Here is a 16,386-nt window from a genome sequence, read left to right on the forward strand (position 1 = left end):
GGGGGGCTTGCGGCAAGGCCCCCGTAGTGCCGCAGAATCACCGGCCTAGGCCAGAATCTGCGGGAAACAGGGGTCGCGAATGCGTGTGTTGTTGTCGACGTATGGATCGCGCGGGGACGTCGAACCGGTGGCGGGGCTCGCGGTGCGATTGCGGGAGCTCGGCGTGGAGGCGCGGGTGTGCGCGCCGCCGGACGAGGACTTCGCGCGACGGCTGGCCGGTGTCGGGGTGCCGCTGGTGCCCTTCGGCCCGTCGGCGCGCGCGCTGACGAAGGCGGCGCCGCGGCCGGCGAACCTGCCGCAGCGCGCGGCCGAGATCATCGCCGGCCAGTTGGACGCGGTCACCGCGGCCGCCGAGGGATGTGACGCGGTGGTGGCGGCGGCCGGCATCCTGCCGGCCGTGGCCGGCGCGCGGTCGGTGGCCGAGAAACTGGGCATCCCCTCCGTGTGCGTGACCTTCCAGCAGCTCACCCTGCCGTCACCGGGACGCCGGCCGCTGGAGTACCCGGGCCGCCCATTCCCGTCGGACGTGACGGACAACCGGGAGCTGTGGAACCTGGACGCCGAGAACATCAACGCGCTGTTCGGCGAGGCGCTCAACACCAACCGGGCGTCGATCGGCCTGCCCCCGGTGGACAACGTCCGCGAGTACGTCTACGGCGACCAGCCGTGGCTGGCGACGGACCCGGTCCTGGACCCGTTGCAGGAGACGCCGGGCCTCGACGTCGTACAGACCGGCGCGTGGATCCTGCCCGACGAACGCCCGCTCCCGGCCGAGCTGACGGCGTTCCTGGAGGCCGGCGAACCGCCGGTGTACGTGGGCTTCGGCAGCATGCCCATGCATGCTTCGGCGGACGTCGCCCAGGTGGCCGTAGAGGCGGTCCGCGCGCTGGGCCGCCGTGTACTTGTCGGGCGCGGCTGGGCGGACCTGGCCCTGATCGACGACCAGGACGACTGCTTCGCCGTCGGCGAGGTCAACCAGCAGGCACTGTTCGGCCGGGTGGCCGCCGTCGTACACCATGGCGGCGCGGGCACCACGACGACGGCCACCCGGGCCGGAGCGCCTCAGGTGGTGGTACCCCAGTTCGCGGACCAGCCGTACTGGGGCCGCCGGGTGGCCGACCTGGGCATCGGGGCGGTACTGGCCCGTCCGACGCCGACCTTCGCGGTCCTGGCGGCCATGCTCGAGGCGGCCCTGGCCCCCGAGACCCGCGCCCGGGCGAGGGCCGTGGCCGGCACGATCCGTACCGACGGGGCGACGGTGGCCGCGAAGCTGCTGCTTGACACGATCAGCCGAGAAACGCCGCCGGTGCCCGCGTGACCCACGCGGGATCGTGAACCACACGGGATCGTCGAGCCGGTGCCTGAGACAACACACCCCAGGTTCGTCTCACCGGTACAGACTCATGGCAGCACGCGTTGGCCGCACGCGACCTCATATCGGAATATCGGAGCGAATCACGTGAACCCCCTGACCACCAGCGCGTTCGACCTTCCCGACCGCCTCGCCGCCAAGGCCGACCCGACGCTGATCGCCGACGACGAGCAGCACTTCGCGGCCATCGCGGAGTGCCTCGAAGAGTCGATCGCCGAGCTGACCGCCCTCCTCGACACCGCGCGCAGGGCACCCGGCGGCATGGGCCGACAAGCGATGGACCGGGACACGGAGATCCACCGCCTGACCACTCGCCTGCGCGCACTGCGCCGCTTCGGTCTGGACCTGTGCCTGGGACACATGGTCGACGCGGACAGTCCCGAGCCCGTGTACGTCGGACGACTCGGCCTCACCGACAGCACGGGGCGCCGGCTGCTGCTCGACTGGCGTTCCCCCGCGGCCGAGCCGTTCTTCGGAGCCACCCACGCCAACCCGATGGGTCTGGCGAGCCGTCGCAGGTATCGCTGGACCCGCGGCCGGATCAGCGACTACTGGGACGAGGTGTTCACCTCGGACGGGGTCGTCGGGCACGCCGCGCTCGACGACCAGTCCGCCTTCATCGCCAGCCTGGGCAGCAACCGGTCGCCCCGGATGCGAGACGTGCTCGGCACCATCCAGGCCGACCAGGACGCCATCATCCGCGCGGGATCCCGCGGCGCACTCGTCGTCGACGGCGGTCCGGGCACGGGCAAGACCGTCGTCGCCCTGCACCGCTCCGCCTACCTCCTCTACTCCGACCCGCGCCTCGGTCACCGCCGGGGCGGCGTGCTGTTCGTCGGTCCGCACCAGCCGTACCTGGGCTACGTCGCCGACGTCCTCCCCAGCCTCGGAGAGGAGGGCGTACAGACCTGCACCCTGCGAGACCTCGTCACCGAGGGAGCCGCGGCGACGACCGAGACCGACCCGGACGTGGCCCGCCTGAAGTCCTCCGCGGACCTGGTGAACGCGATAGAGAAGGCCGTCCGGTTCTACGAGGACCCGCCCACCAAGGGGATGACGGTCACCACCCACTGGTCCGACATCTCGCTGAGCGCCGACGAATGGGCCGTGGCGTTCGAAGCGGCGGAACCCGGCACCCCGCACAACGAGGCGCGCGAACAGGTCTGGGAGGAACTGCTCACGATCCTGATGGACAAGCACGATGGCGACGGTGCCGGTGCCGGTGCCGGTGCCGGCGACGGTGCCGGTGAGGCCGAGGTCTCGCCCGCCCTGCTCCGTAAGTCGCTGCTGCGGAACAGGGACCTGCTCACGGCCTTCAACCGGGCGTGGCCGCTGCTCGAAGCGGCCGACCTGGTCGGAGACCTGTGGTCGGTACCCGCGTACCTGCGGATGTGCGCTCCCTGGCTCAGCCGGGACGACGTCCAGAAGCTGCAGCGCGCGGACCCCCAGGCCTGGACGGTGTCCGACCTGCCGCTCCTGGACGCGGCACGGCAGCGGCTCGGCGACCCGGAGGAGGCACGGCGCAAGCGCCGGCACCAGGCCGTCATCGCCGGCCAGCGGGAGCGCATGACGCAGGTCGTCGACAACCTGATCGACGCCGTGGCCAACTCCGGCTCCGACGGTGACGAAGGCATCGGCCTGGTGACGATGCTGCGCGGTGAGGACGCCCAGGTCAGCCTGGTCGACGAGTCCGAACTCGCCACCGTCGACCCGGACCTGCTCGCCGGCCCGTTCGCGCACGTCGTCGTGGACGAGGCCCAGGAACTGACCGACGCGGAATGGCAGATGCTGCTGCTCCGCTGCCCCTCCCGAAGCTTCACCATCGTCGGAGACCGCGCCCAGGCCAGGCACGGCTTCACGGAGTCCTGGCAGGAACGCCTCGAACGGCTCGGCTTCGACCGCATCAACCTGGCCTCCCTGAGCATCAATTACCGGACGCCGGAAGAAATCATGACGGAGGCGGAGCCGGTCATCCGGGCCGTGCTCCCCGACGCCAACGTGCCGACCTCCATCCGCAGCGGCGGCGTCCCCGTAGTCCACGGATCCGCTACGGACCTGACCTCGATCCTCGACACCTGGCTCGCCGCCCACGCCGACGGAATCGCCTGCGTCATCGGCGACCCCACCTTCCGTACGACGTCCCGCGTCCGCTCCCTGACCCCGGAACTGTCGAAGGGCCTCGAGTTCGACCTGGTCGTCCTCGTCGACCCGGAGACATTCGGAGAGGGCATCGAAGGAGCGGTCGACCGCTATGTCGCGATGACCCGAGCGACCCAACAACTCGTCATCCTGACGAGCGCCTGACGTGGTCGGGTGGCCATGCCTGCCTTGGCGCCGAGGTAGGTGAACACTGGGTCAACTACCTGTGCACGACGGCAACTCGGCAAGGAGACGGCACTGGCCACCCATCCCGCGGCCGACAAGGGGCCGGCGAAATGGTCCACCAACTGACCGCGGAGAACCGACAACTGCGCGGCGCGCTGTCGCAGCCCGCCTCCCCCCGCTCAGCCCCATCGACGTGTGGACAACTCACAGGTCGGAGCCGGGGACTTCAAGACTGGGCGATGCGGCTGTCCTGCTCCAGGCGGGTGCGGAGAGTGGCGGCGAAGTCCTCGGCGCGGGCCAGCTGGACGCGCAGCTCATCGATCTTCTCAACGGCGGCCTGCTCGTACTCCCGCACTCGGCTGATGAGCTCTTGGCGTTCGGCGCCCTCGGCCAGGTCGGTAGCGTCGAGGCGGTCGGTGGCATCCAGCAGGTCGCGCATCTGGTCGAGGGTGAAGCCGAGCGGCTTCATCCGCCGGATGACCATCAGACGTGCGACGTCGGCCTCGGTGTACAGGCGAAAGCCGCCCTGGGAGCGGGCGGAGGGGATGACCAGGCCGGTCTCCTCGTAATGCCGGATGGTGCGCAGCGACAGCTCCGTACGCGAGGCGACCTCACCGATCTGCATGTGCTCGCTCACGCGGGCGCCCTTCCTCTTGTGTCACCAAGGCCACAGGCGGCCGGCGCCAATCTCTACCCTAACGTCAGGGTAGAGTAAATGATCGTAGGGGTCGGTTCCAAACCGTCCCCGCCTCCCACGGCGCGGGATGTATTCCTCCCGTGACCGTCAGCCGCGTCGGGGCCGACGATGCCCCCGGCGAAGACCGATGTCTGCAGGAGAGAGCGTGCGCATGCCCACGACGACTCGCGCCGCCGCCTGCCCGCCGTGACCCTTCGCCCCGCAGCAGCAGCACATCCTGCGCCTGCTGCCCTGTGACTTCAGCCCGCCGCACGCGGGCCGCGGAAGGCCGACCCGGCCTTTCGGCGTCTTCCCGCACGCACCGGTGACGCCCGGCGTGCCCGACCGTGACAGGTACTGCCCTCTTGTCTGCTTCCACAGCTGTATCCACCACCGCGCGGCTGCGCGGCCTCAAGCCCGACTGGATCTCCGACCCGAAGGTATGGCGCACCGAGGTCCTCGCAGGCCTGGTCGTCGGGCTCGCCCTCATTCCCGAGGCGATCTCTTTCTCGATCATCGCCGGGGTCGACCCGGCGATCGGCTTGTTCGCCTCCTTCACGATGGCCGTGACGATCTCGATCGTCGGCGGCCGCCGCGCGATGATCTCCGCCGCGACCGGTGCTGTCGCCCTGGTGATCGCTCCGCTCAACCGTGAGCACGGCTTTGGGTATCTCGTCGCGGCCGTGATCCTGGCCGGCGTCTTCCAGATCGTCCTGGGCGCGCTCGGCGTGGCGAAGCTGATGCGTTTCGTGCCGCGCTCCGTGATGGTCGGCTTCGTCAACGCCCTCGCCGTCCTGATCTTCATGGCGCAGGTTCCCGAGATGCACGACGTGCCCTGGGCCGTCTACCCGCTCATCGTCGGCGGCCTGCTGCTGCTGGTGTTCTTCCCGAAGGTCACCAAGGTGATCCCGGCACCGCTCGTCTCCATCGTCACTCTCACCGTGGTCACCGTCGCGGCCGGGATCGCGGTCCCGACCGTCGGCGACAAGGGCGAGCTGCCCTCCTCCCTGCCGGTCCCGGGCCTGCCCGACGTGTCGTTCACGCTCGACACGCTCACCACCATCGCCCCCTACGCGCTCGCCATGGCCCTCGTCGGCCTCATGGAGTCGCTGATGACCGCGAAGCTGGTCGACGAGATCACCGACACCCGCTCCAACAAGACCCGCGAGTCCATCGGGCAGGGCATCGCCAACATCGTCACCGGATTCTTCGGCGGCATGGGCGGCTGCGCCATGATCGGGCAGACGATGATCAACGTACGGGTCTCCGGTGCCCGCACCCGCCTGTCCACCTTCCTGGCGGGCTCCTTCCTGCTGGTGCTGTGCGTCGTCTTTGGCCCAGTCGTCTCCGACATCCCCATGGCCGCCCTCGTCGCGGTGATGGTGATGGTGTGCTTCGCGACGTTCGACTGGCACTCCATCGCTCCCAAGACCCTCAAGCGGATGCCCGCCGGTGAGATCACCGTCATGGTCATCACCGTCGCCATCGTGGTCGCCACCTCCAACCTCGCCATCGGCGTCGTCGTCGGGTCGATCACCGCTATGGTGATCTTCGCCAAGCGCGTCGCGCACCTGGTCGAGGTCACGTCGGTCACCGACCCCGACGGCGGCCAGGTCGTCTACTCCGTCACCGGCGAACTCTTCTTCGCCTCCTCCAACGACCTGGTCACCCAGTTCGACTACGCCACCGACCTGGACAAGGTCGTCATCGACCTGTCCGCCACACACATCTGGGACGCCTCCTCCGTCGCCGCCCTCGACGCGATCGAGACCAAGTACAAGCAGCGCGGCAAGAGCGTCGAGATCGTCGGCCTGAACCGGCCCAGCGCCGACCTGCACGAGACGCTCAGCGGCGAACTGACCGCCGGTCACTGACCGGCAGCCCCCATGTTCGTCGGCGCCAGGAAGACTCCCATCACCAACGCCGGCGGTTCCGGTGCACTGGCGCTGGACGCCGAACGTGCCGCTCCCCTTCTTCACGTCCCCGGTCTCGTCGCATGGATGCTGTGCCCCGGGAGACGTTCCACGTCTACGACGACAAGCTCGTCTCAGTGGAACTCGAGGGAGTACGGCTTCATGGTCAGGACCTTAGCGCAGAGCCCCGCCATAAAGATCACGATTTACGACTGGATTAAGTTCGTTACGACCTGAAAGCCAGTTGAAAAGGTAATCAGTTCAAAATTTGCAGACCAACCGCTTCGGTGTCAGGCTTACGGCATAGGTATATGGAGCCTCGCGCCCGGCAGTTGCGAAATTCCAACATCCCGCTCTGCGCTGTTTCTCCGCGCGGAACTTCTCGGACGTCTATCTCCTCCCCGGGCCGCCTCCCGACAGGAGCCGGTTCGGGCTCTTCGGCAAGCGCCGACGACGACATCTGGCTGACGCCGGCCCCGAGCTGACCGCAGACACAGTCGTCAACATTCCACCGGAATCGCTGCCTCGGTAACGAGGAGCGCAGAGAAGACAGGGAGACATCGTGTCCGAATACGTGAACAATGGGACCGAGGACAGGGTCCTCAATTGCATTCAGTCGAAGGACACCGAACGCGACTGGCAACCGCGGCATGCCCAGGCGGCCGGACTCGCCGCGGGTCCCGACGCGGCCCTGCCCGAGGAGATCGATCTTCGGGAGCCCTGGTGGAACATCGGAGACCAGGGCACCACAGGCTCATGCGTGGGATGGGCGACGGCGGACTCCATGCTTCGCTGGCACTTCGCCAAGGTCAACCGCCTGCGTAAGGACGACCCGCTGTCGGTCCGCTACATGTGGATGGCATCCAAGGAGACGGACGAATTCACCACGGAGCCGACGACGTTCATCGAGAAAGACGGCACCAGCCTCAAGGCGGCTCTTGCCATAGCCCGCAGGTACGGCGTTGTGCGGGACGAGGAGCTTCCCTTCAAGCCCCCTCCGCTCAACTACCCCGGCGACACAGAGACGTTCTACGCCACGGCGGCACAGATGCGCATCGCCGCCTACTTCAATCTCGGCCGCAAACTCGACGAGTGGCGGCGGTGGCTCGGTTCCGGCGGCGGGCCCATCCTGGTCCGCCTCAACGTGGACCGTACCTGGGACGAGGCCAAGGCCACGCACGGTGAGCTGAACCACTACAAGCAGGAGACCGCGCGCGGAGGCCACGCCGTCGCCCTCGTCGGCTACACCCGTCAGCGGCGCTTCATCGTGCGGAACAGCTGGGGCACGAACTGGGGCGACGACGGCTACGGCTACGCCTCAGAGGAGTACGCGCAACAGGCGTTCACCGAGGCCTACGGGGTCTCGATCGCCTAAGCACATCGTCGCCCGACGACCTACGAGCACACGCAGATCCCGGTCCCATGCCGCGCACACCCAGCACTTCGGGTGTGTGCGGCATGGGGCGGCCTACGGTTGCCCGCAGGCGCACCTGCGCTGCCCTTGCGGCTCTTGAGCCGCGGCCGGGCAGGTTGAAGCCTGGTGCGCAGAACGCACGGTAGGCGATACCGGCACACGGGTTCGGGGCCGGGCGGCGCGACCAGTCGGGAGGGGACACGGATGTACGGACAGCGGCACGGTGACACCGAGCAGAGCCGGCCGAGGACGCCGACGCGGACCGTGCCCGCCCCGCAGGTGGCAGCGACACCCGTCCGGGGGGCGGGCGGCCCGGGCCGGGTGAGCCCCGCCGAGCCGGACCATCACCGCATCGGGGGCCTGGGAGGCCTGCAGGACAGCCTCGTCGGCCGGCGGCTGCAGTCGGCTCATGTCTCCGGCAGCCACAGCGCGCGGAGTGCTTGACATCACCGGTGCAGTGGTTGGCGCATCATCGCCGCGAACATCGGTGAGTCGGCGAACGGCTGCTGCTCGCCGATCTTCTCGTATCCCCAACGCTCGTAGACGGCCTGGACTTTGCCGCCTCCCGCCTTCGGGTTGACGAGAAGCGTCACCCGCTCTTCGTCCCTGTCCGCCAGGAGTTCCTCGTGGATGCGGTGCGCGACACCCGTGCCGCGCCACGGGCGTCGGACCACGATCTCGTTCAGCGCGAGCGTGCGCGTGCCCGTCTCGACGGTGTACCCGTCGGGCAGCGGCGTGGTCATGGACGACCACCAGCGAGTGCTGGGACCGAGCGGCGTGGCATACGCGAACCCGGCCGGCTCGGTCCCGTCGTAGGCGATGACCGCTTCCCAGCCGGGTTCCGAACGATGTCTCGTCAGGCGCTCGTTGAAGCGCTCGGCGGTGTAGAAGGGGCCGGTGAGGCCGAGGTCTCCCTGACGAACCTCTACATGGATGTCCACGATCGCCTGACGCACCAGGTCGATATCGGTGTGGTGCCGCAGTTCAAGGCTCACAAAGCTCCTTCTCAAACCATTCGCGGGTGGTGGGGGCATCGGGGGCGAGAGCGTGGAGCCGGTGCCCGAACGCATTCAAGAGGCGGGCGGTGCGACCATGTCGCGCCTGGGCGGGGATCTTGTGCGCAGTTGCTACGGCGAGCTCGGTCTCGTGCTGACCGAGCTGGGCGTGGGCGAGGGCGGCGTGGTACAGACGGCGGGACCGACAGGTCGACCACGACCGGGCGGCCGCCGATCGCCTCGTCAGCGATGTGCCGCCCCGTACCGTACTGGGAGTACTCCCAGGCGGAGGCCCGCTCACACCCCGGACAGACGACCGGGCCTACTGTCCCGGGCGCGGGCTGTGATCCGTATCGTGTCCTCGCGTACGCCCATCCCTCGGCCCGCACCTCCATCAGCTGACTGTAACGAAGCGTCAGGCGAAGAGGAGGGTGTGTTCGGCGAGGATGTCCCTGCCGAGCTCGCTCTTGTAGATCAGATCGATGCTGCCGAAGCGGGCCTCGGTGTAGTCCAGGCCGATGTCGGCCACAGCCTTGCGGACGGCGTCTTCGGAGCTGCTTTCGATCTCCAGGAAGGTGGGCAGTTCAGGCCAGGTGTCGAAGTCGTAGGTGACGCCGTTGAGCTGCCACTCCTCGCGGTAGTTCTGCTGGTACCGCACCTGGCGCAGACCCAGGGCCGTGAGAAGTTCCGCGGTCCGTTCCAGATCGTTGACCTCGATCTCGATCTCGGTGGTGCCGTTGATGTGGGTGGCGTCGGTAACCTGCTTGAGCGTGAGCGTGGTCTTGCCGCCCTCGTCCCGCAGGCGCAGCCACTGCTCTCCCTGGACGGCGTCGTTCTCGAAGATCAGGCGGGTGAACATGGTCTTTCCGAAGGCCCGTTCGGCTCCGGCCGCTTGCAGACGGTCTTGTAGGGCTTCTACGTCGATCTTCAGGAACTTTGCCTCGTACTCGTGCTGGGCCACAGCTTCCTCGCTCTCTCCTTGACTGCCGCTTCTACGCGGTCAGGTCTTGCAGGTCCTGCTCGCGCGTTTTCCTGATCTCGGCGCACGCTTCGCTGCCCACGAACTCTTCCACGGGCAGACACAGGTCCATGCGCTGAATACACACGCCGACGTGAAAGGCTCCGTCCGGATCGCGGTAGAGCCGCACCCCGTAGTAACCCTCCTGACAGTCCGCGCCGTTGTTGAATCTGCAGCCAGCGCATGTCTCCGGCAGTCGCAGCGCGCGGATGTGCTTGACCACGAGCTGTCGGCCTGACGGCAGCCGGTAGGCGATGCGGAATCCGGACGTTCCCGCGATCAGGCGTATCTCTTGCGGACGGGCGCCGAGCTCGTCCAGAAGGAGGTCGACGGCATCAAGGGAGGCATCGCCCTCATCCAGCGAGGTCAAGATCCGGACGGATAGTCGTGGCGAGTACCTTTCCAGCAGACGGTGCACTCGGGGGTCCGCCCGTGGCGATGAGCGACCGAGAGCCATGGCGAGGAGGTCTCTGCCGACGCATGGGGCGGTCACCAACACCCCAAAGCGCTGGGGGGGGGGTGCGGGTGAGCGGTCACGTCTTCTCCGTGAGTGATGCTCGGAGAGGAGTTGTTGAGGCTTCGACAACGGCGCGAAGAGCCTGGACCTCGGTCACCAGCTGCCCGTCCACAGGACAGATCCGCGGGTTGGGTTCTCGGAAGGCGAGGCCCTGCGCCTTTGGGTGACTTAGCGGCCCAGTGCTGCGCTTCGCGAATCCCCCAAGCAGCTTCGTCAGAGATAGGGCTGACCGTTGTGGAGGTAAAGCACCCGCCCGATGTTGAGAGCGTTCAAGGCAGCATCGATGCGGCGAGCCAGACGTTCCCGAACCATCGGCATCGCGTCACCGGCTTCGATGAACTCGATGGCGGAAAGTTCTTCATCACGGGGCTGGAGCGCAGAAGCGTGCGCACCGTCGATCTGACCTCCGTCGAAAATGAGCGCCATCTGGTCGTCCCAGGGCCCGTGCGGGGGCACCCAGTCGACCACCAGCAGTCCGCGGAGAGCGATGTCCAGTCCAAGCTCTTCGCGTAGTTCGCGCATTGCGGCCTCGTGCGGAGGCTCGTTGGCTTCGGCCATCCCGCCGGGCAGATCCCACCCCGGCTTGTACGTGGGATTCACCAGCAGGATCCGCCCGGCGGGGTCTCGGATCAGAACGTCGGCGGCTACGCGCTTGCGGGCCTGAGTGGCGTTGCCTTCGGCGAGCCACGCCCGGTAGGCGTCGGGGTCGGCAGGAACTGGCCTCATTGTGGCTGGCCTCCCTCAGGGGTGAGGATGTCTGCGAGCAGAAGCATTCTGGCTCTCCGCTCAGAGACGAGTCGCGTCAGGAAGTCTCGTACGGGAGGGTGCGAACGGTGGGGCTCGAACTGAACTTTGAGAGAGTCAAGTTGCCGCACGACTCTGATCGACCCCATCGTCGGAGCGGTGGCGGCGAGCAACTCCTCGCCGACCACGAGGGCAGCGTCCAGGTTTCCACGTTGTACATGGAGGCCGGCGAGCACGATCCGGCACAGCGCAAGCGAGCGTGCACGACCGGATTCACGAAGAGCGACGGCTTCTTGAGCGTGTTCGACAGCCTCTCTCACACGGCCCATGTCCCGTAGAACTTCGGCTGTTTCGCTCGCCAGCGCAGCCGCGTCAAACGGACTGACCCACGGATGCGTAACGCCAGGACCTGCATCGCGGAGCACGACCTGAGCGTGTTCGAGGGCCTGCTGGGCCGGACTGTACTGACCCGCGGCAGCGAGGGCTCGGGCCTGCATCGTATGTAGCCGCGCCACCAGGGTGGGCACGCGAGGCCCGTTGCCCCCGGTGCCGAGCCCGACCCTGGCCCAGTGCACGGCGGCCGAGGGATCGCCCATCTGTAAGGCTAAGTGAGAGCTGGAGGCAGCGATGTTGGACTCCAAAGCGGCGTCGCCAGAAGCGCGTGCGAGAACCAGTGCGCGGGCGAAGTGGGCCTGCCCGACCCGATCACGTCCGGAGTCGTGTGCCATCCACCCAGCCATCTCCGTCAGGGCTGCCGCCGCGGCGAATACCTGAACTCCATTGAGGTCGACCAGCCGGGGCGCGACGCGCTGGCGGAGATGAGTGACGACAGCTTCGTAAAGACGGCCTCCACCGGTTGCTCGATCCGCATCCCGAAAGGCCACCATGGCCGACAGATCAGGATCCTCCTCCCTGGGCCTGTCAGCCGGCACTGCGGCGCCGCAGGCGGACGCCACCGGGGGAGAGGGCGCTTGCGGCTCCCAGTGGCGTCGGGCCAGTCCGAGGAAATGGCCGGGGATGTGCAAGGCGTCGGCGATCTGCTCGAACATCGTCAGTCGCTCGACACGGCTCTTGCCATTCATGTACTCGTACAGGCGCCCCTGTGCGATGCCGACCGCCGCTGCGATTCGGCGAGTGCTGACGCCACGCCGGTTGAGCATCCGGAAGAGAGACCCCATATCCCGTTCCGCGCATGTGGACAGGAACCTCTGGTCGGTGAGCAGACCTGCAACGATCTCGCGGGGCTCCTGCAACAACTGCGTCTCCTCTGGCTGTCGTTCGAGGCTACCCCTCGGTGACTCCGTTGCGGAGTCACCCTTTGGAGTCGCATGGACACCACCACACGTCATTGACTGATGCCACAACTTCCGCGAGGCACGGGGCAAAGCGACGTGGCGTCACTTCTGCCACGTTCTCGAGCCACCTCGACTCATCACAAGAAGGGGCGCGCCGATGAGCGTGGACAGCAGAACGGGCCGTGTGGACCGGACCGAGTTTCTTGCTGAGGCACATCGGATGACTCAGGCTCGGCTCGACGTACCTCCACTCGCGGAAACCCTGGAGAGTACGGAATACCTGACCAGAGGTTTGAGGGCACTCAAGGACGAGTTGGCCGGAGCTGAGTGCGAGGCCGCATACGTCGTCCTGCGCTCGGCGGTACGGCTTCTAGCTGAAGCTCCCGACGAGTCGGCCAGCCCCTTCACCGCCTGGCAGTACCTTCTCAACCTCGCTCGCACAGGCCAGGCCTTGCTCGACATCACCGGGAGAGCTCAGTGACGCGCGACTGTCCGACCTGCGAACAACTTCGACAGGAGCGCACCGAGATGCTCCGCACACACCGTGGAGACCTTGGTTACCTGCTTACCCGTGTCGCTCTCCACGAAGGAAGCGCACATCGCCGACCCGCACTGACCTCGTCATGACGATCGACTCAATTCGATTCATAGGGAGAACGCGTGAGAACCCCCAGCATTTACCCTCAGAGCTCGACCTCCCGCCCGTGGGGTGCCCGCAGGCTGGCTCCTTACCCGACGGCAGCGAAGCTGCCCTTCACGACCGTCACGATCGACCCCACAACACAGACTGGGGTGTTCTGCGATGCCTCGGGCCAGGTGGTCGAGATGGGCAAGCACGGCACCAGTTCCGCCACCGGGACGTCGACGTCCACCAACCTCGACTCCCAGCCCGACCAGGGACACGACCAGGACAGCCAGCAGGACTGATCGCCATGACTGAGGAACGGCCGGTGCTCGTGGCCACCGAGGCGAACGACGTCACCGCGGACATGGTGATCGCCCACCTCAATCAGCGGGGTGTGCCAGTGGCCCGCTTCGATACTGCCGACTTCGGGGTCGACCTGACCGTCTCGGCTCGATTCGGAGTCGGCCCGGTTCCAGTGGCCGGGCAGATCCGGACCTCTTCGAGAATCGTCGGCCTGGAGCGTGTGGGGGCGGTGTACTGGCGCCGACCCGTCTGGCCCGTCTTCGAACACCTCCAAGAGGATGATGCGCGGTCTGCTGCCGCCCAAGTCCGCTATGGACTGGGCGGCACCCTCTACGGACTGCGGGGCTGCCTGTGGCTCAATCACCCGCTGAGGAACGCAGCCGCCGACTACAAGCCCGCACAGTTGGCGCTCGCTCATCACATGGGTCTCACAGTGCCTCCGACACTCGTGACCAACGACCCTGATGAGGCGCGCCGGTTCATCCGCGAACACCGCCAGGTGATCCACAAGACGCTGCGCTGGACCCCGTATGAGAGAGACGGTGTCGGTCTCACGTCCTGGGCGGAATCCGTCCGCGCCGACGAACTGGACGACACCGTGCGCATCACACCGCACCTGTTCCAAGCCCGGGTGGACAAAGTCGCGGACGTCCGTGTCCTGATCGTCGGCCGGCGTACGTTCGCTGTGCGTATCGACTCTGACCTCCTGGACTGGCGCAGGGATTACACCGCGCTCTCGTACAGCGTGGTAGACCTGCCGAACCGCTTGGAGAGGACCCTGCTCGCCTACCTGGACCACTTCGGCCTCGCTTCGGGATCCTTCGACCTCGCCGTGGGCCGGGACGGGGAGTTCCACTGGCTGGAGCTGAATCCCAACGGTCAGTGGGGATGGCTGGAGGAGCAGACCGGGTTGGAGATGGCCGCCGCGTTCGCCGACCTCCTCGTAGCAGGCCAACCCGAACAAGGAGAAGTTGATGTCCTTGCCTGACAGCGTTCCGCAGCGGCTTGCGCTCGCCGACCGACTGGAGGCAGCCGGGGCTCTCAAGAGCCCGAAGTGGCGGGCAGCGGTCGAGGCCGTCCCGCGTGAGCTCTTCCTCAACCCAGGAGTGTTCCTGCCGGTCGATGGTGGGCGCTGGCGCCCGGTGACCGCTCTCGGTACGGCCCCGGAGGAGTGGCTGCAGATCGCCTACAGCGATCAGTCGCTGGCCACCCAGCTAGACGGCCATCTGACCGCTGACCAAGCGGCTGAGACCGTCACCGGGGTGCCGACGTCATCATCGACCACGCCGGTGACAGTCGTCGGAATGATCGAGGGACTGGAGGTGGAAGAGGGGCAGACGGTCCTGGAGATCGGTACAGGCACCGGTTACTCCACCGCGCTGATGTGCAACCGCCTGGGCGAGGACAACGTGACCACGGTCGAGGTGGACCCCGAGGTCGCCGCCCGTGCGGATGCCGCCCTGGAAGAGGCCGGATTCTCTACATGGACCGTGACGGGTGACGGTCTCCTCGGCCACCCGGCCCGCGCCTCGTACGACCGAGTGATCGCCACCTGTGCCGTGCGCCGCATCCCCTACACCTGGGTCCGCCAGACCAAGCCCGGCGGCATCATCCTCGCCACAATCGGCTCCTGGCCGTACGGCACCGGCCTGGCCAAGGTGACGGTGAACGAGGACGGCTCGGCGGAGGGGCGCATCATCGGGCGCTCTTCTTTTATGCAGGCTCGTTCACAGGCGGTGGTGCCGCTGGCTGGGGATCTTTCGGCGCGTACTGCCTACCCGGACACCGAGCGGCCGACTAAGGTCACGCCGGTCCTGCTGTTGGAGTGGATGCCGGCGTTTCTAGCGCAACTCGCCGCTCCTGGAGCCCAGTTCGTCCGAGCCACGGACAATGAGGGAGAAAGCTCTCTGTACCTGTTTGACCCTGAACGGGAGTCCTTCGCGGCCTTCACGGAGGAGGCGTCGAGGTGGACCGTTCGGCAAGGTGGGCCCGTGGCCCTGTGGGACGACGTCGAGCAGGCGCTCCTGGATTGGGCTGAGGCTGGGCAACCCGATCTCAACGTCGTCGAGCTCCGGATCACTGACCGAGCTCACACTTACCGGTTCAGCGACCAGAAGAGTGCTCTCGAAAAAGATTCGCATCGGTTTAGTAAGAAACCTGTGCTGCAGTGGGAGCATCGCGTTTCCTGAGCGACTCACTTCGACGCGGAGATATCGGGGCCCGACGGCAGCTGGAAATATGGATCGGGCCAGTCGACGGCGCCGTCTGCGGCGGCTTGCGCCACGTGTTGCAGCAGAAGAGCTGTGGGGTCTTGTATGTCGACCTCGGCACCGTTCCCTACCAAGCGGGCCGTGATGGGTATGGCGGAATATTCGATTCCTAGTATCTTCGATATGTGCTCGAACTCTTTATTTTCATTACCTTCGCCGAGTTTTCCGCGAAGGTAGTCCCGCAGGCGTGAGCAGATGTCGAGCATGGCGTTTCCACTGTCGGTTACGTGGTACATTCCGCCTTGCAGACTCTCACTTCCGAGGAATCCGATGATGAAGAGTCGTTCCGTCTCGTACTTAAGGGCCTCCAGGTTGACGTCTAGCGCTTTGGCTGTACTTCTGTGGTTTCGGTAGCCGCTCTTTTTGACGTGCGACAGGATGGCTATGGGGAGACCAGGGCGCCTTGAGGAAGCGAAGCGAGCCACATCCTGAGGAGTGAGTCCCCCGAGCGCGACGTGAAGGAGGAGGTCTTTTGTTATCTCGTCCTTCAAAATGTTATAGATCGATTCTTGGGCGTGCTCGTTTCCTGCGTCGAAGTCCACGGGAACCCAGAAGACGCGCAAGCGTGAAAGTCGATCCCGCAGCGGGCCGCGCAGGTAGGACTGGGTCACTTCAGTTAATCGGGTGCGGTGCCGGCTTTCGTGGCGCGCAATGTATATCGCGGCGTGAATGTCCTCCTCGTTGAGGAATGTTCTAAGGTCCTTATCTATGCCATCTCCGCCGTGCTGCCACAGGGTCTGCCCTACAACTACCTTTGACCAGTCTCTCTTGAGGTCGCACGAGAAATCAAAAAGCTTGCGCTGGCCTTCTGCGTAGCCGAATAGCCTGGATCTCGATGCGCTCTCCATTATGCGTAAGGCTGCAGCCGAGAGGAAGTCATGTTCAGGTGATGATGCCATCGTGACTCTCCAATGAGGAA

General features: G+C 66.6%; 15 protein-coding genes. 8 read left to right on the top strand and 7 right to left on the bottom strand.

The window, feature by feature from the left end; translation table 11 throughout:
• Positions 1–79: 79 nt before the first annotated feature.
• Positions 80–1,318 (top strand): glycosyltransferase, encoded by a 1,239-nt coding sequence (locus AB0H86_RS28850; protein ID WP_362444859.1) that lies wholly within the window; start codon positions 80–82, stop codon positions 1,316–1,318.
• Positions 1,319–1,459: 141 nt separating this feature from the next.
• The gene (gene helR / locus AB0H86_RS28855; protein WP_362444862.1) at positions 1,460–3,676 is read left to right on the top strand and encodes an RNA polymerase recycling motor ATPase HelR; all 2,217 of its coding nucleotides are present in this window, start codon (positions 1,460–1,462) and stop codon (positions 3,674–3,676) included.
• Positions 3,677–3,923: 247 nt separating this feature from the next.
• On the opposite strand, the gene AB0H86_RS28860 is transcribed toward helR, so the two are convergent.
• On the bottom strand, positions 3,924–4,322 hold the full coding sequence (locus AB0H86_RS28860; RefSeq protein WP_362445083.1) for a MerR family transcriptional regulator: 399 nt from the start codon (positions 4,320–4,322) through the stop codon (positions 3,924–3,926).
• A 416-nt stretch (positions 4,323–4,738) separates the two neighbouring features.
• On the opposite strand from AB0H86_RS28860, the gene AB0H86_RS28865 reads away from it, so the two are divergent.
• Entirely contained in the window at positions 4,739–6,247 is a 1,509-nt protein-coding gene (locus AB0H86_RS28865; RefSeq protein ID WP_362444866.1) for a SulP family inorganic anion transporter, read from the top strand.
• 601 nt (positions 6,248–6,848) lie between these two features.
• Positions 6,849–7,661: a C1 family peptidase gene (locus AB0H86_RS28870; protein ID WP_362444869.1), complete on the top strand. Its 813-nt coding sequence runs from the start codon at positions 6,849–6,851 to the stop codon at positions 7,659–7,661.
• Between the two features lie 485 nt (positions 7,662–8,146).
• On the opposite strand, the gene AB0H86_RS28875 is transcribed toward AB0H86_RS28870, so the two are convergent.
• The 5 genes from AB0H86_RS28875 to AB0H86_RS28895 form a co-directional block, all read right to left on the bottom strand.
• Entirely contained in the window at positions 8,147–8,695 is a 549-nt protein-coding gene (locus AB0H86_RS28875) for a GNAT family N-acetyltransferase (protein WP_362444872.1), read from the bottom strand.
• A 415-nt stretch (positions 8,696–9,110) separates the two neighbouring features.
• Complete coding sequence (locus AB0H86_RS28880) at positions 9,111–9,656, bottom strand: CYTH domain-containing protein (protein ID WP_362444875.1); 546 nt, start codon at positions 9,654–9,656, stop codon at positions 9,111–9,113.
• A 31-nt stretch (positions 9,657–9,687) separates the two neighbouring features.
• Positions 9,688–10,083 carry a hypothetical protein gene (locus tag AB0H86_RS28885; protein ID WP_362444878.1) on the bottom strand — a complete coding sequence of 132 codons (396 nt, stop codon included), beginning with the start codon at positions 10,081–10,083 and terminating at the stop codon, positions 9,688–9,690.
• 360 nt (positions 10,084–10,443) lie between these two features.
• Complete coding sequence (locus AB0H86_RS28890) at positions 10,444–10,956, bottom strand: NUDIX hydrolase (RefSeq protein WP_362444880.1); 513 nt, start codon at positions 10,954–10,956, stop codon at positions 10,444–10,446.
• Positions 10,953–12,227, bottom strand: a complete 1,275-nt coding sequence (locus tag AB0H86_RS28895) for a helix-turn-helix transcriptional regulator (protein ID WP_362444883.1) — start codon at positions 12,225–12,227, stop codon at positions 10,953–10,955. The genes AB0H86_RS28890 and AB0H86_RS28895 overlap by 4 nt, the downstream gene beginning before the upstream one ends.
• A gap of 199 nt (positions 12,228–12,426) precedes the next feature.
• Here AB0H86_RS28895 and AB0H86_RS28900 point away from each other — a divergent pair, with 199 nt between their 5' ends.
• The 4 genes from AB0H86_RS28900 (at position 12,427) to tgmC (ending at position 15,386) form a co-directional block, all read left to right on the top strand.
• Positions 12,427–12,750 (top strand): hypothetical protein, encoded by a 324-nt coding sequence (locus AB0H86_RS28900; RefSeq protein WP_362444886.1) that lies wholly within the window; start codon positions 12,427–12,429, stop codon positions 12,748–12,750.
• 179 nt (positions 12,751–12,929) lie between these two features.
• Complete coding sequence (tgmA, locus tag AB0H86_RS28905; protein WP_362444889.1) at positions 12,930–13,196, top strand: putative ATP-grasp-modified RiPP; 267 nt, start codon at positions 12,930–12,932, stop codon at positions 13,194–13,196.
• Positions 13,197–13,201: 5 nt separating this feature from the next.
• Positions 13,202–14,185: an ATP-grasp ribosomal peptide maturase gene (gene tgmB, locus AB0H86_RS28910; protein ID WP_362444892.1), complete on the top strand. Its 984-nt coding sequence runs from the start codon at positions 13,202–13,204 to the stop codon at positions 14,183–14,185.
• A complete protein-coding gene (gene tgmC, locus AB0H86_RS28915; RefSeq protein ID WP_362444895.1) occupies positions 14,172–15,386 on the top strand; it encodes an ATP-grasp peptide maturase system methyltransferase in 1,215 nt (404 codons plus the stop codon). Before tgmB ends, tgmC begins: the two co-directional genes overlap by 14 nt.
• A 5-nt stretch (positions 15,387–15,391) precedes the next feature.
• Here tgmC and AB0H86_RS28920 read toward each other — a convergent pair whose 3' ends face one another.
• Complete coding sequence (locus tag AB0H86_RS28920) at positions 15,392–16,366, bottom strand: hypothetical protein (RefSeq protein ID WP_362444898.1); 975 nt, start codon at positions 16,364–16,366, stop codon at positions 15,392–15,394.
• Between the last annotated feature and the right edge of the window lie 20 nt (positions 16,367–16,386).

This window comes from Streptomyces sp. NPDC050997, assembly GCF_040660135.1.
Classification (GTDB): domain Bacteria; phylum Actinomycetota; class Actinomycetes; order Streptomycetales; family Streptomycetaceae; genus Streptomyces.

Excerpts from the sequence above, each read along its gene's own strand:
- AB0H86_RS28850 (WP_362444859.1), top strand. The coding sequence starts at position 80 with ATGCGTGTGTTGTTGTCGACGTATGGATCGCGCGGGGACGTCGAACCG.
- AB0H86_RS28860 (WP_362445083.1), bottom strand. The coding sequence starts at position 4,322 with ATGCAGATCGGTGAGGTCGCCTCGCGTACGGAGCTGTCGCTGCGCACC.
- AB0H86_RS28890 (WP_362444880.1), bottom strand. The coding sequence starts at position 10,956 with ATGAGGCCAGTTCCTGCCGACCCCGACGCCTACCGGGCGTGGCTCGCC.
- AB0H86_RS28900 (WP_362444886.1), top strand. The coding sequence starts at position 12,427 with ATGAGCGTGGACAGCAGAACGGGCCGTGTGGACCGGACCGAGTTTCTT.
- tgmB (WP_362444892.1), top strand. The coding sequence starts at position 13,202 with ATGACTGAGGAACGGCCGGTGCTCGTGGCCACCGAGGCGAACGACGTC.
- tgmC (WP_362444895.1), top strand. The coding sequence starts at position 14,172 with ATGTCCTTGCCTGACAGCGTTCCGCAGCGGCTTGCGCTCGCCGACCGA.
- AB0H86_RS28920 (WP_362444898.1), bottom strand. The coding sequence starts at position 16,366 with ATGGCATCATCACCTGAACATGACTTCCTCTCGGCTGCAGCCTTACGC.